Below are 22,409 nucleotides of genomic sequence, written 5' to 3' on the forward strand. Positions count from 1 at the left end.
ATGTCACTGCCCTGGCGGCGGCTTCGGCGTCGGGTAATCACGGGTCGTCGACGGATGCCCTGCGACCGGGCGAATAAACGACCGAACGCCGCTCACCTCGAATTTCCGTGGCATCTCGGCCGACGTGGAATACTTCTGCTGACTGGCAGCTCCGCGTTCCCCAATCGGCAACCGAATGGAGGATCGATGAGTGATCTCGGTCAAGTCTTCTACTGGATCAAGCCCGACGGACGCTTGCAGTGGGCCCGTCACGACGGAACATCGGACGGCACGAACGGCTGGACGGGGCTCGGCGGAGGATTGAACATCGGCTCCGGCTGGGATGCCTACAGTTCCGTTTTCTGCGGTGGGGCGCAGGGAATCCTCTACGCGATCACGCCCGCGGGGGAGATGTACTGGTACAGCCACGATGGGTTCAAAGACGGTGCCGCGGCCTGGACGGCCGGGGATGGCGGTCTTTTGGTCGGTAGCGGTTGGAACGCGTATGTCCAGGTTTTCGCGGGCGGCAGGCGGGCGGTGGCGGGGCAGCCCAACGGTTTCGTCATCTACGGGATCACGCCCGAGGGTGATTTGCATTGGCATCGCCACGACGGGTGGACGGATAGGTCGCCGGCGTGGACCGGGGGTGACGGCGGTCGGCACGTCGGCGGGGGATGGGACGTGTATCCGAGGGTGTTCTCGGTCGGTGGCGGCATCATCTACGGGATCACCGCCGATGGTGAGATGGATTGGCACCGCCATGACGGCTGGACCGACGGATCGCGTGTCTGGACCGCGGGTGAGGGTGGTCGACGGGTAGGTAGCGGCTGGAATGCGTACAGCCGGGTGTTCGGCTCCTACGACGGCAGCGGCCAGATCTACGGCATCGAGGGACACGACGACCTGGAGTGGCATCGACACGACGGTTGGCAAGCGGGGGAGCCGAGCTGGACCGCAGGCGAGGGCGGCAGGAAGATCGGCGGTGGCTTCCGTGACGTCGTCTTTCCCGGAGCGATGATCGTACTCTCCTGAGACTCCGTCGATCACCAGCCTGTCCGAAGCGACCAATCCTCCGGATGCCTTGTCCGATACCGCGCCAGCTCAGCGAAATCCCTTGTCGCCCGGCGACGCTCGTTCCAGAGCGGGCGGCCGGTCCGACGGCATCGGATTCGGCCGGTCTGCGAGGGCTCGGTTCGACGAAACGACATCGGTTTCGACGCGCGGTCGAATAGAGTCGGGCCAGCGTGAATCATGGTTTCGTCTCGTAGGGGGCAGGGGCATTGTGAGCGGTGAGCCGAGCGATTCCAGCCCATCGATGGCGCACGACGTCAGGGGCAGGCTGTCGTCCGCTCGGAAGCGAACTATCGATCGTCTCGAGGCCCACCACCGCGGCCGCGCTGTTCTCGACTCGGTTCTGCCGGTGTTCGCCCAACACGGTTCGCCCCAGGGCTTTTTCGACACCATGCTGCAGGGCATCATGAACGATGTTCTCGTGCCGCATCTCGATGAGGTGGCGCGCGCCGAGGCCGCGCGCACCGTGGTCGTCACGGTCGATCAGTCCTCGGTCGAGGCAGTGTCGCTGACCCAGCCCGACGGGTCGCACGTCATCAGGATCTCCGATGCGCAGATTTCGTTGCTCGGGTTGCTGAAGGACTTGATGCTGGCCTGGTCGCGTGGCCACAGTCGCTTTCGCGCGGTGTCGTTCGGTCGTCGAATCCTCGCTGCCCACCGCAATCGGCTCGCGGACGTGGACGAAATGATCCTCGCGGGCGCCGCGAGTGTCCGCTACTACATCCTCAACCAGCGGGTGGAAGGGACATCCTCGCAGGTCGCGGCGCCGAAGAAAGTGACGGACCGGGTCAAGGTGGACGACGGCGTCGCCGTCTACGTGGCTCTGATGTTCCTCATCGCCCACGAACTCGGTCACATCGTGCTCGGGCATACCCGCGATCGCGAACGGTGCTCCGGCCGGAAACACGCCCACCGCTTCGAGTTCGAAGCCGACGCCTTCGGCCTCGATCTGGTGGTTCGAGCAATGGGCGGACGTGATGCCGCGACCCTCGCCGCACACGGGGCGACGGTCGGCCTGCTGGCGATCGCGATCGGCTCCGAGCCGCTGTTCATCCGGCCGCCGGAGACACATCCGGCCGCGACGGCCCGGATCGCTCGGCTCGTCGGACACGAAGGTGTCGACTCGACGGTTCTGACGGCGCTCGCGCACGGAGTGACGAGAATGACGGAGATCGGGATCGCGGTGGAGCGCCCGCTGGACCAACGATGCTGGGATCTGCTGCACTCCTCGGCGGCCTTCGATACGACTGTCAACCACCCCGCGGAATACCGGCTGGTCCGGGGCTACGATCTGTGGCTCGACGCGGACGCGGAGCGAGCGACTCTCACGCTGCGCAAGATGCATCAGGACCGTGGCACCCCGATGGACGATGAACTCGCGCTGGTGGACTTCGACGCACTGATCCACGGCACGGATCTCCTGGCGCGCGAAGGCCCCCGTTCGGCGTTGCACGCCTGGGGAGTTCGGCGCATCGACCGGCTGACGGATATCACGCGGCCGCTGTCGGTGCACGAGCTGCTGCGGGCGATCACACAGGGTTCCGCCTTCGCGCCGCCGCCGTCGCCTCCCTCCCGAAACGACGGTTCGGCGCGATCCAGTGACTACGAGTTCCTCAAATATTCGATCGCCATGATGCTGACGAGTGTCATCGACCGCCCCTTACGAAAGGCCGCCCCATGACAGACATCCTCGACCTGCTCGCTGACAGCGACGACGAGGAGTTGTATGCCGCCCTCGGAGCCCAACTGCTGGGCCAGGGGCTCGGCGCCGGTGCGATGGACGACGATCAGAATCGTCGCTTCGGGATGCGATGGTTCGACGAGCGGATCGACCAGTTTCGTGACGCGGTGTGCGACACCAAGATCGTCGCTGGACTTACCGGCGACTTCACCGCCGACGCCACGGCACTGGCCTCGGCCTTGCCTCTCGGCGACGACAAGATCCTCGCCCTGACGATCGCCGCGATAATCCTGCGTCGCGGACTCACCGAGTTCTGCCGCGCACGCGAGAACGCCTGAACCCCAGCCGACCTGCGGCTGGCGGCTGTCGTGCGTGGGATAGGTTGGCGGCCATGAGGAGTCGCGATGAGGTCACGCACCGAATCGATCAGGTGTTCGCGGGCTCGCGGCCGCTCACCGAGGACGAACTCGCACCGCCGAGCATCGACGCGCCGTACGTCATCGCGCATTTCTACGGCCGCACGCGGGCGGACATCGATCGCGAGAGCTTCCTGCCCGGTCTGCACATGGAAGATTTCGCGTACATGACCGCGCAGGCCGTCGAGTACTACCTCCCGGCGGTGCTGAAGCTGATGCTGATCGAACCGTACGACTTCGAGCTCTGGATCCACCTCAGCGGCTTTCTCCGCGGTGCGCGACGCGACGACGAGACGACCCTGCGCGGCCTCCGCCCCGCGCAGCACGCGGCGATCGCGGACCTCCTCGAGCTCTTGTCCCGCGAGATCGACGAGATGATCGGATTCGATCGCAAGGACGCCGTGCGGCTGGCGCGGCTCTATCGGCAGCTCGCGGACGCCGCGACGTAGCCGATGCCGCCGGATCAGCGTTGAAGCTGAGAGCCGCAGAGCTGTAACGGCTTTCGATCTGCTTCGAGAGATCGTCAACAGCGTCTCTTCCGAATGTTACAGTGATTTCACTAACGCAACTGCTGTGGTAACAACGGTTGCCGGTGACCCGACAAATCGGTCATGACTCTCAATCGCAAGCAGCTGCAACAGTTTTCGGCCCGTGTCGGTGTGATAGCAGCGGTGACCGCCGCCGGGGCGGTCGGGCTCGCGGCGCCGTCTTCCGCCATTCCGCACGAACCAGGCGCTCCGTTCACGCCGACCCTGACGCGCCTGGTTCCGACCAGCTGCTCCGCGATCATCGACGCGGTCACCGTGCCGCAGGAGCAGTCCGGCACGTTCGGCGTGCGGGTGAAGGTCACCCAGACCGGGGAGGCCTGCGCGGACTGGAAGGTCGCCGTGCGCTTCAAGAACCTGGATACCGGGTACGCGGACGGGCAGCAGCACCGCGTCGTGAACGGTGTCGTCCAACACACGGTGGACGGCGTGATCGTCGGATTCGGCACGGCGCCGGGCGTCGGCCGGGTGGAGGCGCGGATCGTCGCGCTGGACTCGAACGACAGGGAGATGGAGCAGATCTCGGGTACGGCGACGTTCACCCTGAGCTGAGTGTCGGTGCCGTGTCCGGTGATCGCTGGACACGGCACACTCGGCGGTCGATCGCTCTGCGCGATCGACCGCCGTGGCGCAGTGCCCAGCCGCTTTCCAGCGGGACCCGGTGGCTGTCGAGCTCGAAGGCGCCGACTGCTGGCCGCAGGTCGAGAAGCTCGATCTGGCGCGCCTGACCGCACGCCGAAGCATCGGCCAGCCGTACGATGCGCGAGAAGTGTCTTCTGCGCCCCCGTCCGAGCACGGTTGCGTTGCGCCGAAGACCCTTGTGCACCTGTCGGACAAAAGGAAGAGAGCCCGTGGCACAGGCGACCTGGCTGCAAGCGGTGAGCAGCGATGAGATCCACGCACTCCGGCAGGATCCGACCAGCATCAACAGACTCGACAAGCCCGGCCACTACCGCACCCACTACGCCGCCGCGCTCAATTACTTCCTCACCGGGGAGGCTTGGCCCGGCCCCGAGGACCACGAGCTGTGGTCCGTGGTCGGCGGCGCCGACAGCATCGCCTGCTCGACCCTGGAGAACGGGGCTTTCTCCGTGGTGTCGCCGGATCAGGCGACCGAGCTCGCCGCACGTCTTGCCACGGTCGACGTGCTGGCCGTCGAAACCGCTGTCAGGCGAGCCGATTTCGACGAGTTGGTCGACGAGCACGAAATCTACGAACTGGAGCTGATCACACCCGAGGAAGGTCCGGGAATCATCGTCGCCGAACTCGAGGGACTCACTGCTTTCTATGCCAAGACCGCGGAGTCCAAGCTCGGTGTCGTGATGTACACGACCTGATTACGTGCGATGGCCGCTCGCCGACGCCTCGACCAAGCTGAGGCGCGCGGCGTCTCGATTGCCCTGGCTGCACAGCCTCTCACGGCGGCATCGAGCCCGATCCGGGTTCCTCTGGATCTGGTGGAGCGTTGGGCGCGGTGTCGCCGATAGCGCAGGATTGGCGCGTCTACGGGCGCTCGCAAGTCGGATCGAGCGGGCATCGACAGTCGCGGGGCCGCACAATGCTGAAGATGATGTGGTCGCGTGTGCTTCCGGGCGTGGAGCAGTTCCATGACTATCGGCGTGGCTGGCTGCGCGCTGACGTGCTGGCCGGGGTGACCGTGGCGGCGTATCTTTTGCCGCAGGTCATGGCGTATGCGACGGTGGCAGGACTGCCGCCGGTGGCCGGGCTGTGGGCGGTGCTGGGTCCGTTGGCGGTGTACGCGGTGGTCGGTACTTCTCGCCAGCTGTCGGTCGGGCCGGAATCGACGACCGCGCTGATGACCGCGGTCGCCCTTGCCCCGCTGGCAGGCGGGGATCCGAGCCGGTACGCGGCGCTGGCCGCGATCCTCGCGGTGCTGGTCGGGTGCGTGTGCCTGGCGGGTGCGCTGATCCGGTTGGGTGTGCTCGCGGATCTGTTGTCCAAACCCGTTCTGGTCGGGTATCTGGCCGGGACCGCTGGCATCATGATCGTCGGTCAGCTCGGCCGGGTCAGCGGTGTGCCGGTCGAAGGGAGCACGATCCCCGACCAAGTGCGTTCCTTCGCCGACAACCTCGAACAGTGGCAGTGGCCGACCGCCGCGCTGGCCGCCGGGGTGCTGGCCGGGCTGGGTCTGGCGGCGTGGCGGATGCCGCGACTGCCCGCACCGCTGTTGGCTGTGCTGGCCGCGACCGCGGTGGTCGCGGCGCTGTCGCTGCGACAACACGGCATCGCCACCGTCGGTGCGGTACCAGCGGGCATTCCGATCCCGGGTCTGGCGACGGTGGCGTGGGCCGATGTCGGGCAGCTGATCGCGCCGGCGATCGGGATCGCGGTGGTCGGCTTCTCCGACAACGCCTTGACCGCACGGGCTTTCGCGGCCCGCCACGGTCGCCATGTCGAGGCGAACACCGAGCTGGCGGCGCTCGGCGCGACCAACCTCGCCGCCGGGGTCTTGCACGGATTCCCGGTCAGCTGCAGCGGCAGCCGCACCACCATCGCCGACGCCATGCACGCGCGTACCCAGCTGTACTCGCTGACCGCGCTGATCGTGGTGCTGGCGGTGTTGTTCGGGGCAAGGGGAGTGCTCGCGGGCTTTCCGACCGCGGCACTCGGTGCACTGGTGATCTACGCTGCGCTGCGGTTGATCGACTGGCCGGAGTTCGCGCGCATCGGCCGCTTCCGGCGCAGCGAGCTGCTGCTGGCATTGGCCACTCTGGTCGCGGTATTGGCCTTCGGTGTGCTCTACGGGGTGCTGATCGCGGTCGCGTTGTCGATCTTCGATCTGCTGCGCCGGGTCGCACGCGCCCACGACGCGATCCTCGGATTCGTGCCCGGCATTGCGGGCATGCACGACATCGACGACTACCCGCAAGCCGAACCGGTTGCCGGACTGGTGATCTACCGCTACGACGCACCCTTGTGCTTCGCCAACGCCGAAGACTTCCGCCGCCGCGCGTTGGCCGCGGTCGACCAGCAGGCCGACCGCGACGGCGTGGCGGTGGACTGGTTCGTGCTCAATGCCGAAGCCAACGTCGAGGTCGACCTCACCGCCTTGGATGCGGTCGAGCAACTCCGCGACGAATTGACCCGCCGGGGAATCACTTTCGCGATGGCGCGGGTCAAACAAGACCTACGTGACGATCTCGACGCCGCGGGGCTCACCGACCGCATCGGCGTCGAGCACCTGTATCCGACCCTGCCGACCGCGATCGCCGCCTACGAGGCCACGCTGCCACCAACCCGAAAGCGCGTCCCCGCGTCGTCGTTGCCCGCTGTACCCAGTTCGCCCGAATCGGTCTCGGAATCGGCAACTCACCGCAGCGCCCACGAGCCTGGCGGCGCTCCGGGCGTCGGCCCACGAACGGATCCCGCACCCGATCATGGCCCGGCGCCGCAGACGTAGCGAGCAAGCAACCGGTATGTGATGACAATGGTTGTGGCACAGAGTTTCACGGGCCATCGTTCTGGTACTGCCGATCTCGCTGTTGACGGCCGACATCGCCGGTGGCCTCACCTTGGCGTGATCGCGTTGAACCTTCGCGGTGTCGACCGGCGTGGTCGTCGGCGAGTGGCACGGTGTTCCACCGCGTTCGGCGCGGGTCAATGGTGAGCGCGCGGGCGGACGACGATGACGGGGCATTCGGCGCGGTGCAGGACGGCGTTGGGGACCGACCCGAGCGACATGCCGGGGAATCCGCCGCGGCCGTGGCTGCCGAGCACGATCAGCTGCGCGTCGGCGGCGGCTTGCAGCAGCCGGCGGGCGGGGCGGTCTTCGGTGACGATGCGGGTGACCGGAACCTCGGGGTATTTGTCACTGTATCCGGCGAGGTTTTCGGCGAGCAGCGCTTCGGCTTCGGTCTGCATCTCCGCGCGGGATTCGTAGCGGAAGAACTCCGACCAGGCGTGCACGGCGATCACTTCCGCGCCGCGCTGGCTGGCTTCCTCGAAGGCCATCGCGACAGCGTGCGCGCTGCACGGCGAGCCGTCGACTCCGACGACGACCGGCTTTTGCGAGCGTTCGGATTTCGTTTCGGGGATGATCGCGACCGGTCCTGGGGTGTGCCGGACCAACGCGGTGCTCACCGAGCCGAGCAGGACCCGGCCGAACGCGCCGTGGCCATGCGTGCCGACGACGAGCAGGCGCGCCTCGGCGGCGCGGTCGCGCAGCACCGGCACCGGCGCGGCGTCGGCCAGGACCGGGGAGATTTCGACCGCGGCGATCGGCGCGGCCGCGGTCCGGGCGGTCTCGGTCGCCGTGGTGAGCAGATCATGTCCGGCGCGGCGCCAGGACTCGATGTCAAAGACCGGACCGGCCATCCCCGGACCGAAATCGATCGGCATGCCCAGGGCGTGAATCAGCTGCAGGGGAGATCGGTGGCGGGCGGCGTATTCGGCCGCCCAGCGCACGGCGGTGAGCGACTGGGCGGAGCCGTCGACTCCGACGACGACGGGCGGATTGGAGGTCGACATGTGCGTGTGCCTTTCTGTCCCCTGAAGATTGGGCGTGGCCAACTGTTTCAAGGCTAGGCAGCGGGTGCCCCGGTGCGCGCTGGTCGTTGGTCATCGACTGTCGGGACCAACGACCGCATCGACAGCTCTTGGGCGTTGACCGCTACGGTGCCCGAAGCGCGGTGGGACACGCGCACGACCGACTGTTGTCGATTGCTAGGAGGCATCCCGGTGGGGCGAGGGACGATCATCGTGACCGGAGGAAGCAGAGGCATCGGCGCGGCCACCGCGCGCAGGCTCGCGCGCGAGGACTACACGATCCACCTGACCTATCGCGCCGACGCCGAAGCCGCCGGCGAGGTGGTCGATGGGATCGTCGCCGCGGGCGGGCGTGCCAGCGCGACTCGCGCGGACCTGGCCAGCCCCGCCGACATCGACGCGCTCTTCGCCGCCGTCGACGCGGGCCACGAGTCGCTCGCCGGGTTGGTGAACAATGCGGGCATGCTCGAAACCCAGTGTCGGGTAGCGGATCTCGATGCCGACCGGCTGCATCGAATGATGGCCGCCAATGTCGTGGGCCCGATGCTGTGTGCGGCGGCGGCGGTTCGGCGGATGTCGCGCCGCCATGGCGGCGGGGGTGGGGTGATCGTGAACGTGTCCTCGGCCGCCGCACGCCTGGGTGCGCCCGGTGAGTACGTCGACTATGCCGCGAGCAAGGGCGCGATCGACACCTTCACCCGCGGGCTGGCGGTCGAGGTCGCGGGCGAAGGGATCCGCGTCAACGCGGTCCGCCCCGGCTATATCCACACCGGTATCCACGCCCTCGGTGGCGACCCCGGCCGCGTCGACCGCATCGCCCCGACGTTGCCGATGGGTCGGGGCGGCCACCCCGAGGAGGTCGCCGAGGCGATCGCCTGGCTGATGTCGGAGGCCGCCTCCTACACGACGGGCAGCTTCCTCGATCTCGCGGGCGGCCGCTGACACTCGGGTGAATGCCGGTCGCAGGCCACTCGCTTTGCCGCGGTCACGTCCGGTGAGCCCCTCCACCCAATGCCCGGCTACCGGCTGACGGTCCCCGTGCCATCGGTGGTGTCGCCGTCGACGAGTCTGATGCCGGAGACGAGTGTGGGTTCGATCTCGATCACTCCGTCCATGGGGGAACCGATCCAGGGGTGGAGGGTTTGTTGGTAGTGGGTGGTGCGGGCGGGGTCGGTGATCGGTCGGGCGATTCCGGTGACGACCACCGACCAGCCGGTGTGGTGGTCGATGTCGATGTCGTCGGCTTGGTAGGCCACGACGATTCCGGAGCGGCTGCGCACGGTGGTGGAGAATTGTGAGGCGAGTCGGGTGCGCACGATGAGCAGGTTGTTGTCGAGTAGGTGGTTGACGGGGCGGATGGCGGGCAGTGCGTCGTGGGTGTAGACGACGCGTCCGAACGGTGCTTGCGCGAGGAGGGTCAATGCCTCCTCGCGCGTCAATTCGACGACGTTGTGGTCGGTTCGGTCGACGGTGGGGGAGCCGCTCACGGTCGCGTGCCTTGTCCGATGGCGCGGTGAGGGGTCGGCCGTGTACATCGTTCGGCTGATTTCACCGTGGCGGTCGGTTCGCTAGGTCCCACGTGCTGGCCCTATCCGTTCGTGCGTGTGCTCACCTTGGTGCTGATCGATCCACTTCACCAGCTTCGCCGAGCCTTGATCAGGGCCGAAGGGCGCCATCGGAGAGGACCAAGTACTCCACGCTGCCGATGTCGCCTCGGTGACGCGATCGCGTTGGACGACAACACCGTCGCGGCGAATGCGCTGCGGTCGCAGCCGGAATCGCGGTGTGCCGAAAGTCCTTCGGGTTGGAGCATCGAGGCTCTGTCGGCATCGGGGTGGGTTCGCTCATCGTTCGACCATGGGATCTGAGACTTGCGGTGAAACGTCCAAAAGCGTTGTCGGCCACCAAGAGGGGCAGGCGCCGGTCATCGTCGGCATCGACGGATCAGAGTTGGCGGTGCGAGCGGCGTACTGGGCCGCCGTCGAAGCCGACGCGCGGCACGTGCCATTGCAGCTGGTGCATATCGCCACGGACGAGGTCAGCTTGGAAGGTCTGGAGTCGGTGCTGACTGCTCGTCAGGCCGTGATCGACAGGTGGGCACGCACCTGTGAGCGTCCGTCGCCAGCGATCGAGCCGCTGGTCCTGGGCGGAGACCCCGCTGCCCGGCTGACCGAGTTGTCCGCGGGCGCGGCCCTGCTGGTGCTCGGCGACAACCAGGCCGGTCCGCTGGCCGGACTGTTGCGCGGCTCGGTGGCGGCCACGCTCGCGGGCGCGGCGCGGTGTCCGGTCGCGTTGATCAGGCCGCTGCGCAGCGCCGCGTCCGCGGTCGGTCCGGTGCTCGTCGCTGTCGAGGACGCCGGATCGCCAGCCCTGCCCGCGGCGTTCCGTGCCGCCGCGACCCGCCACAGCGCACTGGTGGTGGCCGACCTCCGCCGCCGTGCCGTGGCCGACGGCGACCTGGACGACCTGATCGCCCGCTACCAGCGACAATTCCCGATCGTGACGGTGCAGTGTGTGGCAGTCGCCGGTGATCGCGCCGTCGCGCTCGAACGCTTCAGCGCCACCACCCAGCTACTGGTGATCGCCCGCGATGGGTATGGGAAACTCCGGACACACCTGAACCCGATGCTGCATATGGCCCTGCACCACACGCAGTGCCCGGTGCTGGTGCTGCCCGAGGGCAGCCCAGCGGCTACCGACAATGGCCACCTCCGCGGTGACCGGACCACAGCACTTCCCGCCTTCGGATAGCGCCGGGACCGAGCTCACTCATCCGAGCACCCCACCTCGATCGACGCCGGGTGTGGTTGGGCGCGCAGCAACCACACCAGAAAGGTGCCGGTGACCGCCGCCATGGTCGCAGCCATGGCCAGCCCGCCGAGCACACCGATGGCGATGGTGAGGGCGGCATGTTGGCCGGGGTGCCACAACGGTGTGGTCACCGCGGTCAGGACCGTCAGTCCGGCGAGCCAGGCCACTGCGGTCGCTCCTATCCAGCCTCCGGCATCGGAGAGGTGGCGGCGCAACACCAGCCACTGGGCCGCGCCGATGGCTGTCACCATGACTGCTGCTCCGGCCGCGATCGCGGGCACGACCAGCAGCGGCGGCCACCCGGCCAGGCCGTTGGTGAGCATCGGCACCATCCCCAGCGACCACGCCAGGACCGCGCCCGCTATGGTCGCCAGAATCCAGTCCCGCCGCGCCGATCCCGGCACGACGGAGGCGAGCGCATGCCCCTGGAACCAGCCCAGGACTGCTCCTTCGGCCGCTCCCGCGACGAGTAGGGCAGTAGCCGTGAGCAGTGTGGTGGTTTGCGCGACCGCGACCCCGGCGACAGCGGGCGCGGCGAACCCCAGTAGTTCGCCGACGGTGACCAGGGTGAACCAGCGCCACCACAGCCGTCGACCCGCCCCGGAAGCGGCCGGTGGAGGATCGGGGGCTTCATCGAGGCTGATCACGACGAGCGGATCGGTCCCTGCGGTCGGGGTTCTGGGGAACTGGGTGCGATAGAGCTTCCACGTCGCGGCGTAGTCGGTGTGATCGGACGAGAGGACCTGGCCGGTGCCGGGCCGCCAGCGTTGGTCGAGCCACACCGACACCGGGGTGGGATCAGTGAAGTTGCGCCACCATGTCTTGGTGGCGGCCCGGCCTACTCGCACCAGCACGCGATCGCCGTGCCGGGCGTAGGCCACCGGCAGAGCGATCGGCCGTCCCGAGCGTCGCCCGTGATAGCGCAGCTCGGTCATGTTGCGCGTCAGCCGACTCGCGAGCGGGGAACGCAGCGCCGTCAGCATCGCCGAGGCGCCCCAACTGGGAGTTCGATAACCGGTGTCGTGGACCATGGCTACCGATACTTCCGCTGCCGAGCCGGGTGCGACAGAATCCAAAGCAATCACCTGCCAGGACTTTCGGACCGCTCGTCGGTTGTGCGCGGCTAGCGGATGGTGATGGTTTGCAGGTCGGCACCGATGACGACGTCACCGTCGTAGCCTTGCTTCGCCCAACGCGCTGAGCACGTGCGATTGGTGCGCCGTTCACGCGTCGGCGCTTCCTCGAGGGGCTCGCTACTGCTGTGTCGGCGGTGTGATCAGTCCGTAGTCGCCGTCGCAGCGGTGATAAAGCACATTGCCCCGGTCGATGCTCGGTCGCGGAAGAAGACGAACGGCAGGCCGGCCAGCTCGAGACGAGCGATAGCGTCTTCGACTTCCAGCGCCGGTGCCGGTATCGGGCTCACGGTGAACGGCACAGCGGTACAAGCCACGGACTCCGGATGTGGATCCAGCTGCGCGAGCCGGTAACCGTGGTCGCCCACGCGGTAGAGCACGCTGTCGGCGTCGGTGCCGGATTCGGTGAACAGGTGGAAGCGGTAGTCCATGACCTCCATGTCGAAGATGGCCTCGTCGCAGGTTTCACCGATGAGCGCGTAGGACTTTCGCCGCACGATCTGTCGCTGCTCAGTGGCGTCGTTGCCGCGAGGCAACAAGCAGTCCGCGGCGCCACCGTGTCACCATCCGTGGGGGCGCACACGGGGACCGCGATCAACAGGGGCAGCTCGAGGGCGTCGGCCAGGCCGGATAGAGGCCGGGCTCCTTTCGAGGCCGGGACCAAGGTCTTTCCGGCAGTCACCCTCCGTAGCGACCTGACTCCAGCGGAGCTGGGTCGAAATCGGAGAGGGCGCCGCTGTGGTTCTGCGTGGTCTCAGCGGCGTCGATGCGGCGGCGCAGGTTGGCGAATTGCCGCGCTTGCATGATCAGGTGGGCGGGCTGGCCGAAGAGGAAGTCGGCGACCGCCGTCAACGGACGCGGTGCATCGCGTCCGACGGTGCGCACCACCAAGCGAGTGCGTCCGCCGGGTAGTTCGGTCAGGTGGAAACCCCACACGCCTTGGGCGAACATCCGGGGGAGCGGTCCGCGCGGGTCGAAGGGGCGGCCTTCGGGCAATGTGAGATCGCTGCGCAACACCAGCGTCGTCGGGCGATCGATGATCGCGACCGTGAAATAGGTGCGTCCATCGGCGGTCGCGTTGATCCGATCGCCCACGCGAAGCTCCTGCCACTGCGGCACTATCCGCGTCGCGCTCGGCCAGCCACCGTTGTCGAGACGATCCCAGCTGTACCAGCCGGCACGGTCGCGCCCCATCTGAACCAGCCAGCGCCACACGGCCTCCGGCGGTGCCTCGAACGTCGTGGCCATGGTGGAGCGATCCGTGGGCTCAGGCACCAGCGTGTCACCGGGATATCGGGCGGCCGCCTCCGCCGCCGTGGCGCCCCAGCGCAGCATCCGATGCCGCAGCACCAAAGCTGCTGCGCTCGTCGCCAATAACGGAATGGTCCATCGCATGATCGTGCCTCCCGTCAGGTGTCCGATCCTCCGGCGAGCGGGTTTCACTCGGGAGTCTGTGGTTGTGATTCGGTCGAAACCGAGATGGGGATTTGGGCGAGGCGGCGCAAGCGTTCGTGTTCGAGCCAGAACACGGCGACACTGGTGATGAAGCTCAGCGCGGTGGCGGTGGCGCCGAGGGCGACCCATTCGGTGGATCCGGATCCGGCCGCGGTGAGTGTGGATGCCAGGCTCGCCACTCCGGCGATGAACAGCACGATGCCGGGGATGTTGTAGATGTCGGCGAGGCTTTCTCCCGGCTTGGCGTGGTAGGGCTGGCCGGATGTCTTGTCGCTCACGATGTTTTCCTTCGGTGGGGGTTGAAGCGGGCCGTGGCCGGGGAGGTACCGCGGCCCGTATTCACCATGCCCGCCGAGACGAAATCCCCAGCAGGGTCCTTGGTCCCCGCTAGGCGCGACCAACGTCCGTTTTGTGCCGGTCGGCAGCGATCTCGTCAGGGTTGCTGCTGAGGTTGCTCGCAATGACGATCCGCATGGTCTGCCGATCAGGAGAATGCAGATGTCATCAGGTGTGATTTCGATGTTGGTGACGGGTCTGATGCCCTTGCTCGGCGCGGGTCTCGGCGCATCGACCACGCTACTGGTGCAACGAAGTTCGGCGCGCCAGGCGAAGCTCGAGTTTCTGGCGGAAAGCCGCCTCGCCCACCGAGAAGAGCTGAAGTCCGCGATCATCGACTACTTCGAGGCAACGCAGCGAGTGCAGGGAGAACTCGACGTCCGCGAGCGGGGTGGCACTCCAGACGATTTGAAGCGACTGATCGAAAGCGTGAACCGACTCGAAGTGTATTCTGCGAGGCCGGGTCCGATCCGGCCGATCGGCGACCCGTGCTCGTCGAAGGTGAGCCGCGCGGCAATGGTGTCAGGCGTGGATAGGGGAGAGTGTCTCGGCAAGTGCGCGGCGCGGGGAACGCGGTGACAGGTCTGGGGTATCGGGAGCTCGACCGACTCGCAGGATGACTTGGGGGTGGGCGGTGTCGTCGAGGACCTCGCGTCGCAGCCGAAGGCGTTGGTCGGCGCTGTCGAGTGGCGCCGAGAGCGGGCAGGTGGCCAGTCCGATGTTGGTCGCGGTCAACAGCACCGCGCTCATCGCCTCGCCGGCACGCAGGTGGGCGAGTCGGTCATCGTTGGGGGTAGCCACCAGCAGCAGGTCGGCGTGGTCGGCCTCTGCGGTCTCGTCGGCCGGGGTCCCGGATGTCAGCCGGTCGCCGTCGCGGTCATGGAGCGGGCGAATCAGCGCGCCCAAGGCGGCGGCTCGCTCGGTCAACAGCCCGAGGTAGCCGGGTGGGGCGGTCCAATCGCTGTAGTGTCTCCGGTCGCTGCGACGGCGGGTGATCGCGGCGCTCATGGCGATGTCTTGGGTGGTGGGTCGCCGTGCGATCGTCGCGATGCCGGCGAGATGGTCGGGATTGTCCGGGTTCGGCAGCCGGTGCACGATCGTCGCCCAGCCGAGCGCGGCGAAGGCCACCGAGAGGTGGTGTAATGCTGCTCCGCAGCCGAGCAGCACATCACGCTGATCGCCCGCGGCGACGGTGAGCGATCGCGTCCGATCCAGGTACAGGTGCATGCTGTCCGGGGTGATCTGCCAGCGCCACGGCTGCATATTGCACCGCGACGGGGCCCGCAACGCCAAGGCCAGGGCGGTGGCGACGGTGTCGTCGTCTGGGCGTGTGCGGTCGTCCATCGGTGTCGTTGCCCTTCGCGGTCGAATTGCCTTTCCTCCACGATCCCCGCACGGCGGCATCGGCGGGCAGGGCACGAGGACCCTTGATCAACGGACTTCCGGTGTCGATACAGCCGGGACATCGGTGCACAGCCGCGCCCGGTTCGCCCACCTGCTGGTCATCGTGCACGGACCTGATCTCGGGGTGATCCCGGCGGGGGCACTGCTACCCGGTCGGTAGGGACGCGTGCACCCGCGCCAACACGGCGGCCAGACTCCGACGGATCTGGCGTGCGATGGGCTCCCATGCGGCCCGCTGTGATTGCTCGACCGCGGTGCATGGCTCGGCTGCTTCGACGACGCTGTAGTCGCCCTCGGCGCGCACGAGGAGGGTGCAGCCCATCATCAGCCCGATACGGCGGTCGATGCTCAGCGCTGCCGCGATCAGCTCCGGATCGCACGCGCCGAGGATCACGTAGTCCTCGATCTGCCAGCGGTTTCGGGCGGCCGCGGTGGCGCATACGTCGAGTTCGTTGAGCACGCGGAAGCCGTGTTCGATGAGCGCCTCGCGGACCAGTGGCACGGTGTCGGCGACCGAGGCCGCGACGGTCACGCTCAAATCCGTTGGAGTGACCGGGATTCGGATCTCGGTGACCAGATCGTGGGCGGTCACCGCCTGCTCGGGCGCGACCAGATACACCTCGGTCGGCGGCCCGATCGGCCGGTACTTCGCCGCACCGAGCCAGGCTTCGAGCGCACGGTAGGCGTGGGTGATCGTCTGGTAGCCGCCGCGGTGGACGGTGCGCGCGTACCAGCCCGGTTCGGTGGCTCGTATCGCTGGTTCCTCGCCGGTGCCCGAGGGGTCGCTCGCGCCGACCGGGAGCGCGAAATCGACTTCGATGGTGATTCCGGGGAGGAAGTCGCCATGGTAGGTCGTCGACGGCGGTCCCGAGGCCGTCAGGCCGGTCGCGGCGGCGAAAGCGTAGAGCGCGGACATCCCGCTGCCGATGTCGTCCCCGGCGTGGTCGGCGCGGATGGTGCGGCGCAGTTGCAGCACCGTCTGCGGACCGGATTCGACCACCGAGACCTGGTACGAGGTGGACATGGCCTTGGGGGATGCCTTTCGCTCAGCGTTGGTGGGCGATGCGGGCGAGTTCGGTGCGGGCGAGTTCGTGAGCCCACTTGCGGGCCCGGGCCAGTTCGCCCGCGGTCAGCGGTCCGGTCACCGCATCGACCGAGAAGTCGGTGGGCTCACCGACGAGTTGGTAGCCCAGACCGCGCAGTCGCCGTCCGATGCCGCGCGCCGCCGAGCCGGTCAGCCAGCGCGGGTGGGCGGCCTTGGTGCCGAACGCCGCCGCACGGGCGCCCGCGGGAACCGGCAGCGCGCTGTCGAGCCATTCGCGGATCCCGGTTTCCACCGCGACAGGTGCGGTGGTGCGGGTGGCGGCGTCGCGGCGGGTGCGGGTCCGGCTGAGGCCGAAGACGTGGGTCGGGCCGCCGACCACCAGCAAATCCACCATCGGCTCGGGCAGCTGGGCGGCGGTGGTGACGTCGAGTAGCTCGACCGTGGCGCACTCGCTCAGACCCTGCGCGATCGCCTCGGCGATGGCAGCGGTGTTGCCGAACATCGACTCGTAGACAACACGAACTCTCATCACGATCTCCTTCACGACGCCTTGCCATGCGGCTGTCGATATCGACGCTACGGCCCGCGGTGCCCGGCGAGGCAGGGCCGAACCGACACCGAAGCAGGGGACTTTCGTCGTCGACCCGGGTGCGTGTCAGGCCCTCGCCGCAAGGTCGAGCTCATCGCCCTGCACGCCTGCGTCGACACCAGCAGCCTGTCGCTACCGGGTGGCGGGTGGGACGCCGACCGCGAGTCGGCGTCCGGGCTGCTGGGCTCCACCGGCAACGCCCTGCTGTACTCGGTCGACGTCCCCTCGAGCGTCGTCCGCGATCGGTAAGCCCCGACAGCCGAATCCGATTTGTGCGTATCAATGCCCATTGGTCCTGCGGTGATGAGGCTTTCGGCCCTTATGGCCTGCGCGTGGCAGTGGTGCCATAGCTGGGGTTCGCCGGGAGCGAAATCGGCATCGAGAAGGAAAGGTAGACAACGACATTGCTTCGTGATCTGACCCAACGCGAGATTCTGACCGAGCTCGAATCCGTCGCCGAGGCCTGCGTGAACCAGCACTTGGCCAGGGCCAAGGACTGGCAGCCGCACGACTATGTGCCCTGGGAAGAGGGCCGCAACTTCGCCATGCTCGGCGGAATCGATTGGTCCCCAGAACAATCCGCGCTCAGCGACGTCGCGAAGGCCGCGATGATCACGAACTTGTTGACCGAGGACAATCTGCCGTCCTATCACCGGGAGATCGCCGAGAACTTCTCCCAGGACGGCGCGTGGGGTACTTGGGTGGGGCGTTGGACCGCGGAGGAAATGCGGCACAGCGTTGTCATTCGCGACTACCTGGTGGTGACCCGCGGTGTGGATCCGGTCGCGTTGGAGAAGACGCGAATGATTCACATGACCAACGGTTTCTCCGCGGGCGTCTCCGATGTCGACGTCGACAGTGGCGCCGGGTTTCTGCATTCGGTCGCCTACGTCAGTTTCCAGGAGTTGGCCACCAGGGTCACCCATCGCAACACCGGAAAGGTGTGCAACGACCCGATCGCGGACAAGATACTGCAGCGCATCGCCGCCGACGAGAACCTGCACATGATCTTCTACCGCACCGTCTGCGGCGCGGCGCTGGATCTGGTTCCGGATCAGGCGATCGAGGCCATCGACAACGTCGTGGAGAACTTTCGGATGCCCGGTGCGGGGATGCCGAACTTCCGTCGCAACGGTGTGCTCATGGCCAAGCACGGAGTCTACGACCTGCGTCAGCATCTCGAGGAAGTCCTGAATCCTGTCCTGCGCCAGTGGAACATCTTCGGTCGCAACGATTTCAGCGCCCGTGGGGAAAAGGTCCGGGAACGGCTCGCGGCCTTCCTCGAGAATGTCGAGCACGTGCAGATCCCCAAATTCGAGGAACAACGAGATCGAGCGCTGGCCCGTGAACGTGCTCGCGTCTGACCCAGCGGTCGAGCAGCAGGCGGTAGCGCACAGCCGCGTGACCGCGCCCCGAACCGCCTGGGTTGTGTTGATCGCTGGGCTGATCGGTTGGCTGGCGTCGGTGACATTGACCATCGAACGGTTCAGGCTGTTCACCGATCCGGGCTATACCCCGTCGTGCAGCATCAACCCGATCCTGTCCTGCGGATCGGTCATGCAGACCCAGCAAGCTGCGGTGTTCGGCTTTCCCAACCCGATCGCCGGGGTGGTGGGGTTCTCGGTGGTGGTCACCCTCGGCGTGCTCGCCGTGGCCGGAGTGCGGTTGCCGCGTTGGATCTGGATCGGGCTGTGGCTGGGCGCCGCGACAGGTGTCGGGTTCGTTTGCTGGTTCATCTTCCAGACGCTGTACCGGATCGGCGCGCTGTGCCCCTATTGCATGGTGGTGTGGGCGACACTGCCTCCGCTGCTCGTGGTGATCACCGATCAGCTGCGGGGGCGCTCGCACGGCCTTGTCGGGGTGCTCGTGGAGTGGCGGTGGACGGTCGCGGCGCTGTTCTACGCGGTGGTGGTGCTGCTGGTGTTCCTGCGATTCCAGGACTACTGGTTGTCGCTGATCTAGTTCTTCATTCCGGTGGTGAGTGGCAGAGCCCGCAGGCTTCTGCCACTCCCGAGTGCGCGAGCTTCAGCGCTGACGCACCACGACCATCGGGCAGTCGACCACGTGCAGCAGGTCGCTCCAGGCATGCAAAGCCACCAGCTCGACTTTGCGGCGCGCGGCTTGTTCGAACGCGTATTCCACTGGGGGCACGCTGTTTCGCTGCCGTCGACGCCGACGAGGACCGGCTTGGTGAGCGACACGCACCGCTTCTCGGGCGATGCGCGCCGCAGTGGTGATCCTGTTGCGGCTGACCAGCCGCGTGCCTGCTGGATCGGGGTACAGGCCGAAGGCCCATACCCAGTTGCCGTCCGCGGAAGCGAATACCAGGGCGCGCGGCCGGTCACAGACCGCGACCCGCATCCGCGGTCCACGCGGACTGAGCGGCAGGCTCTCTCCGACGCTGAGGTTCTGGTACTGCGGCAGGATCGTGTCGGCGCTGTGCATGTCCAACCCGAGCAGGTTCTCGATCCAATCGTAGGTGTACGCGCCGCCCCGGCCGGGTCCTTTTCGGCCCGTGTCGGTGTGATCGCAGTGGTGACCGCCGCCGGGGTGGTCGGGCTCGCGGCGTCGTCTTCCGCCATTCCGCATGACCCAGGCGCTCCGTTCTCGCCGACCCCTGCCTTCTATGTCGAGACCGCGGAGTCCGAGCTCGGTGTTGTGATGTACCCGACCTGACTATGCGGGGACGGCCGCTCGCCGATGGGCGCCCTACTGGTTCGGGTCCGGCCACAGAACAGCCGGGCCGTACCAATGGCACGCCAGCAGCGCGAGTTCGACGTCGAGCCGGTCCGCGCCGATCGGTCGCCCGCGTCGGGCGACGGCGCGTCCGATCCGGTATTTGACGGAGTTGGCATGCAGATTCAGCTCGGTAGCGGCGGCTTTGTAGCTGGATCCGGTACCCAGGAATATCCGCAGGGTGTCACGCAGGCGTTCGTCGTGCTCGTCGTCACCGGCCAGGTTGCCGAGCACCTCGCGCACCCAGTCGCGGGTCTCGGCGACGGCGCCGCCCAGTAGTGCGGCAGTCATCAGACCGGGGTCGTCGGCGGCGACGACGATGGACGAGGACTGTTCGCGTGCCAGGGCGACGGAACACGCGCGCCGGGCGCTGTGATGGGAGTTGCGGAAGCCGTCGATTCCCGCGGCTATGGTGCCGATCGCAACGTTCGGGTGGTCGCGGTGGGCGGTCACGAATGTGCGTACATCGGCGACCAGGTCTCCCGGCGCGGTCCGGTACGGCAGCCAGGCCCAGACGCTGACCTGATCCGCGGCGACGACCAGCGGGCTGGACGCGACGGCAACCGCGTCCCCGAGTTCGCGGACGAACCGCTGCAGGCGCGGTATCGCATCGCTGTCGGTCTCAGCCTCGGGGTACCACAGCACGAGCGCCAGGTGTTGCCAGCGCAGCGGATACCGGATCGCCTCGGTCACCGCTTCGACATCGACGCTCTTGCGGCCATCGAGTACCTCGCGAACCCGCACCGCTCGGACGCTGTTCTGGCTTTCCATCCAGCGCTCCCGCTCGTCGCCGTAGATCGCCACGACCTGTTCGGTGATGCGGTCGCTGAAGTCGAACAGAGTCACGGTGATGCGTTCGATCACGCGGATCCGCTCGGCCGGGGGAATGGCCAGTATCTGCAGTTCCGCGAAGATCAGCTCGGTCATGCGCCGCTGCCCGAGCCGGTAGGCGCGGATAAGGGCATTGACCGGTACCCCGTGCTGGGCCAGGCGTCTGGCGAACTCCACGGCGGCAAGCGGAGCCCGGACATCCGCGGAGGGAAGGTCGTAGCGCAAGGCGCGCAGAATGGTGGCGACGTTGGATTCGACGCTGGCGGCGAGCAGATCAGCGGTGCGCGGATTGCCGCGAAGCTCGGTGATGCCGTCTTGCAGGTAGGCGCAGATGACCGCGCTGACATCGGTCACCCGGTCGTTCATCCGGGCGGCTATCGCCGCGATGAAGCGGTCTGTATCGACATCGTCGTGACGCGCGGTGGTCACGCTCTCAACCCTAATCTCCGCCCACCCCACATCGGCACCGCGCCGCCATGAAGAGGCGTTACGTCGCGATCGACACCGGGCAGATCAAGGCGTCGGCTTGTCCTCGAGCGACAACAGATGCCGCGAAGTTCATCCACGCACGACGGTGTCGAGCGACCCCGGTACTCCTACCGTTGGCGCCATTCCGACACCCCATCCCGAGGAACGACCATGAACCTCGCGACCCTCCCGGATTGCCGTGCCGCCACCGCGCCACACGCCGCTGCCGTCGCCGATGACAACGCCGACCTGAACAACACCGAATTCCTGACCGCCGTCCGGCGGGCCACCACATCCCTGCGCGCCGCGGGAGTCTCGACCGGCGACGTCGTCGCGATCATGCTGCCCAACACAGCCGCGCTCGTCGTATCCCTGTTCGCCACCTGGCGCCTGGGTGCCATTGCCACACCCATAGACCCCGCGCTGCCCGCCGAAGACGCCAGCCGCCGAATGGCCTGCACGAGCGCCAAGGTCCTCATCGCCGTAGACGAACCTGCCTACGCCTTTCCGGTCCGAACCGTGATACCCGCAGACCGGCTCACCACAGCACAGTCCGACACCGCCAAGCCCGCCCAGGCTCGGGACGACGCACCGGCACTACTCATCCACACCGGCAACGCCGCCGGGGATCCGAAGGTCGTGACGCTCGACCACCTGAACCTCAACGCCCTGTGCCGATTGGCGATCGAGATCTTCACACTCACCGACACCGACCACAGCCTGTCGATCCTGCCGCTGTTCCATGTCAACGGCATCGCGGTGGGCGCCGTGTCACCACTGCTCGCCGGTGGTCGCACCACCGTCGCCGGCCCATTCAGTCCCACCACGTTCTTCGCCCGGATCGAATGCAGCAGGGCCACCTACTTCACCGCCGACCCGATCATGTACTCACAGCTGTCCGATCTGCCCGCCGAGATACAGCCGAACACCTCGTCCGTGCGGTTCGCCATCTGCGGCGCCGCGCGAGCCGGCGTCGAACTGCGGACCAAGTTCGAACACCGCTACGGCATACCGATCATCCACGACCACGGACTGACCGACGTACCTGCACGAGCACGCTCCATCTGCCCAACAGCACCTTCGAAATAATACGACCCGTCGGGTCAGATGTCCCAGACAGCTGGAACGCAACGGCCGCAGCCGACGGCGGTACTTCTCCAGGTGAGCACTACGTCGGTCACGGATGCGGCGTCGATTCGGCGGCCTGCAGTCGTACGGCCAATCGCCCGGCTTGCTGGAAGTCTGGGAAAGCCCAGCCCAGCGTCGATGAGCTCGGTCCGGTCGCCGCTACGAACCACGACAACGTTCAGGGCGGCCACTCGAGCGCCTCCGGCGGCAGCTAGGAGTCGACGCAGGCAAACCGCGCGGCAAGATAGCCACCATCACCGGCCTCCGGGCAGCCG

General features: G+C 67.4%; 25 protein-coding genes and 1 pseudogene. 14 read left to right on the forward strand and 12 right to left on the reverse strand.

The features are described from left to right. Positions 1-186: 186 nt before the first annotated feature. The 7 genes from T333_RS22515 (at position 187) to T333_RS22545 (ending at position 7,113) form a co-directional block, all read left to right on the forward strand. Complete coding sequence (locus T333_RS22515) at positions 187-1,011, forward strand: tachylectin-related carbohydrate-binding protein (protein ID WP_496425723.1); 825 nt, start codon at positions 187-189, stop codon at positions 1,009-1,011. A gap of 445 nt (positions 1,012-1,456) precedes the next feature. After that, positions 1,457-2,731: a phage exclusion protein Lit family protein gene (locus T333_RS22520; RefSeq protein WP_496425724.1), complete on the forward strand. Its 1,275-nt coding sequence runs from the start codon at positions 1,457-1,459 to the stop codon at positions 2,729-2,731. Further along, positions 2,728-3,069 (forward strand): hypothetical protein, encoded by a 342-nt coding sequence (locus T333_RS22525; protein WP_496425725.1) that lies wholly within the window; start codon positions 2,728-2,730, stop codon positions 3,067-3,069. Before T333_RS22520 ends, T333_RS22525 begins: the two co-directional genes overlap by 4 nt. A 53-nt stretch (positions 3,070-3,122) precedes the next feature. Next, entirely contained in the window at positions 3,123-3,596 is a 474-nt protein-coding gene (locus T333_RS22530) for a hypothetical protein (RefSeq protein ID WP_496425726.1), read from the forward strand. Between the two features lie 162 nt (positions 3,597-3,758). Continuing rightward, entirely contained in the window at positions 3,759-4,244 is a 486-nt protein-coding gene (locus T333_RS22535) for a hypothetical protein (protein WP_355002680.1), read from the forward strand. Positions 4,245-4,543: 299 nt separating this feature from the next. Continuing rightward, positions 4,544-5,029 carry a DUF1877 family protein gene (locus tag T333_RS22540; protein ID WP_355002679.1) on the forward strand — a complete coding sequence of 162 codons (486 nt, stop codon included), beginning with the start codon at positions 4,544-4,546 and terminating at the stop codon, positions 5,027-5,029. A 233-nt stretch (positions 5,030-5,262) separates the two neighbouring features. Further along, positions 5,263-7,113, forward strand: coding sequence for a SulP family inorganic anion transporter (locus tag T333_RS22545; RefSeq protein WP_496425781.1), 1,851 nt, complete (start codon positions 5,263-5,265; stop codon positions 7,111-7,113). 197 nt (positions 7,114-7,310) lie between these two features. Here T333_RS22545 and T333_RS22550 read toward each other — a convergent pair whose 3' ends face one another. After that, positions 7,311-8,180 carry a universal stress protein gene (locus T333_RS22550; protein WP_496425727.1) on the reverse strand — a complete coding sequence of 290 codons (870 nt, stop codon included), beginning with the start codon at positions 8,178-8,180 and terminating at the stop codon, positions 7,311-7,313. Positions 8,181-8,411: 231 nt separating this feature from the next. On the opposite strand from T333_RS22550, the gene T333_RS22555 reads away from it, so the two are divergent. Next, a complete protein-coding gene (locus tag T333_RS22555; RefSeq protein ID WP_496425728.1) occupies positions 8,412-9,140 on the forward strand; it encodes an SDR family oxidoreductase in 729 nt (242 codons plus the stop codon). Positions 9,141-9,217: 77 nt separating this feature from the next. Here the strand turns inward: T333_RS22555 and T333_RS22560 are convergent, their stop codons facing one another. Continuing rightward, positions 9,218-9,685, reverse strand: coding sequence for a pyridoxamine 5'-phosphate oxidase family protein (locus T333_RS22560; RefSeq protein ID WP_496425729.1), 468 nt, complete (start codon positions 9,683-9,685; stop codon positions 9,218-9,220). A gap of 370 nt (positions 9,686-10,055) precedes the next feature. Here T333_RS22560 and T333_RS22565 point away from each other — a divergent pair, with 370 nt between their 5' ends. Further along, entirely contained in the window at positions 10,056-10,949 is an 894-nt protein-coding gene (locus tag T333_RS22565) for a universal stress protein (RefSeq protein WP_496425730.1), read from the forward strand. Between the two features lie 14 nt (positions 10,950-10,963). On the opposite strand, the gene T333_RS22570 is transcribed toward T333_RS22565, so the two are convergent. The 4 genes from T333_RS22570 to T333_RS22585 form a co-directional block, all read right to left on the reverse strand. Beyond that, positions 10,964-12,085, reverse strand: a complete 1,122-nt coding sequence (locus tag T333_RS22570; protein WP_496425731.1) for a nitroreductase/quinone reductase family protein — start codon at positions 12,083-12,085, stop codon at positions 10,964-10,966. 200 nt (positions 12,086-12,285) lie between these two features. Further along, positions 12,286-12,681: a sigma 54 modulation/S30EA ribosomal C-terminal domain-containing protein gene (locus tag T333_RS22575; protein ID WP_496425732.1), complete on the reverse strand. Its 396-nt coding sequence runs from the start codon at positions 12,679-12,681 to the stop codon at positions 12,286-12,288. A gap of 139 nt (positions 12,682-12,820) precedes the next feature. After that, positions 12,821-13,516 carry a hypothetical protein gene (locus T333_RS22580; RefSeq protein WP_496425733.1) on the reverse strand — a complete coding sequence of 232 codons (696 nt, stop codon included), beginning with the start codon at positions 13,514-13,516 and terminating at the stop codon, positions 12,821-12,823. 65 nt (positions 13,517-13,581) lie between these two features. Then, positions 13,582-13,875 (reverse strand): hypothetical protein, encoded by a 294-nt coding sequence (locus T333_RS22585; RefSeq protein WP_496425734.1) that lies wholly within the window; start codon positions 13,873-13,875, stop codon positions 13,582-13,584. A gap of 133 nt (positions 13,876-14,008) precedes the next feature. On the opposite strand from T333_RS22585, the gene T333_RS22590 reads away from it, so the two are divergent. Then, positions 14,009-14,512, forward strand: coding sequence for a hypothetical protein (locus tag T333_RS22590; protein ID WP_496425735.1), 504 nt, complete (start codon positions 14,009-14,011; stop codon positions 14,510-14,512). On the opposite strand, the gene T333_RS22595 is transcribed toward T333_RS22590, so the two are convergent. The 3 genes from T333_RS22595 to T333_RS22605 form a co-directional block, all read right to left on the reverse strand. Continuing rightward, positions 14,456-15,277: an Acg family FMN-binding oxidoreductase gene (locus tag T333_RS22595; protein WP_496425736.1), complete on the reverse strand. Its 822-nt coding sequence runs from the start codon at positions 15,275-15,277 to the stop codon at positions 14,456-14,458. The two genes, T333_RS22590 and T333_RS22595, sit on opposite strands and share 57 nt — an antisense overlap. Positions 15,278-15,482: 205 nt before the next feature. Next, positions 15,483-16,361 (reverse strand): DUF302 domain-containing protein, encoded by an 879-nt coding sequence (locus tag T333_RS22600; RefSeq protein WP_496425737.1) that lies wholly within the window; start codon positions 16,359-16,361, stop codon positions 15,483-15,485. Positions 16,362-16,383: 22 nt separating this feature from the next. After that, a complete protein-coding gene (locus T333_RS22605; protein ID WP_355003710.1) occupies positions 16,384-16,911 on the reverse strand; it encodes a flavodoxin family protein in 528 nt (175 codons plus the stop codon). 123 nt (positions 16,912-17,034) lie between these two features. Between T333_RS22605 and T333_RS22610 the strand changes: the two genes are divergently transcribed. The 3 genes from T333_RS22610 (at position 17,035) to T333_RS22620 (ending at position 18,933) form a co-directional block, all read left to right on the forward strand. Further along, the gene (locus tag T333_RS22610; RefSeq protein ID WP_496425738.1) at positions 17,035-17,220 is read left to right on the forward strand and encodes a hypothetical protein; all 186 of its coding nucleotides are present in this window, start codon (positions 17,035-17,037) and stop codon (positions 17,218-17,220) included. Positions 17,221-17,375: 155 nt separating this feature from the next. Beyond that, the gene (locus T333_RS22615) at positions 17,376-18,335 is read left to right on the forward strand and encodes an acyl-ACP desaturase (protein WP_496425739.1); all 960 of its coding nucleotides are present in this window, start codon (positions 17,376-17,378) and stop codon (positions 18,333-18,335) included. Then, positions 18,322-18,933 (forward strand): vitamin K epoxide reductase family protein, encoded by a 612-nt coding sequence (locus T333_RS22620; protein ID WP_496425740.1) that lies wholly within the window; start codon positions 18,322-18,324, stop codon positions 18,931-18,933. Before T333_RS22615 ends, T333_RS22620 begins: the two co-directional genes overlap by 14 nt. Before the next feature lie 63 nt (positions 18,934-18,996). Here the strand turns inward: T333_RS22620 and T333_RS22625 are convergent, their stop codons facing one another. Continuing rightward, the gene (locus T333_RS22625) at positions 18,997-19,416 is read right to left on the reverse strand and encodes a hypothetical protein (RefSeq protein ID WP_496425741.1); all 420 of its coding nucleotides are present in this window, start codon (positions 19,414-19,416) and stop codon (positions 18,997-18,999) included. A 264-nt stretch (positions 19,417-19,680) separates the two neighbouring features. After that, complete coding sequence (locus T333_RS22630; protein WP_496425742.1) at positions 19,681-20,997, reverse strand: PucR family transcriptional regulator; 1,317 nt, start codon at positions 20,995-20,997, stop codon at positions 19,681-19,683. Positions 20,998-21,177: 180 nt separating this feature from the next. Between T333_RS22630 and T333_RS22635 the strand changes: the two genes are divergently transcribed. Next, positions 21,178-22,095, forward strand: coding sequence for a class I adenylate-forming enzyme family protein (locus tag T333_RS22635; RefSeq protein WP_496425743.1), 918 nt, complete (start codon positions 21,178-21,180; stop codon positions 22,093-22,095). Between the two features lie 71 nt (positions 22,096-22,166). Here the strand turns inward: T333_RS22635 and T333_RS22640 are convergent. After that, positions 22,167-22,345, reverse strand: a pseudogene (locus tag T333_RS22640) (MBL fold metallo-hydrolase); the annotation flags it as partial. Positions 22,346-22,409 lie beyond the last annotated feature (64 nt).

This window comes from Nocardia sp. CNS-044 (genome assembly GCF_059570515.1).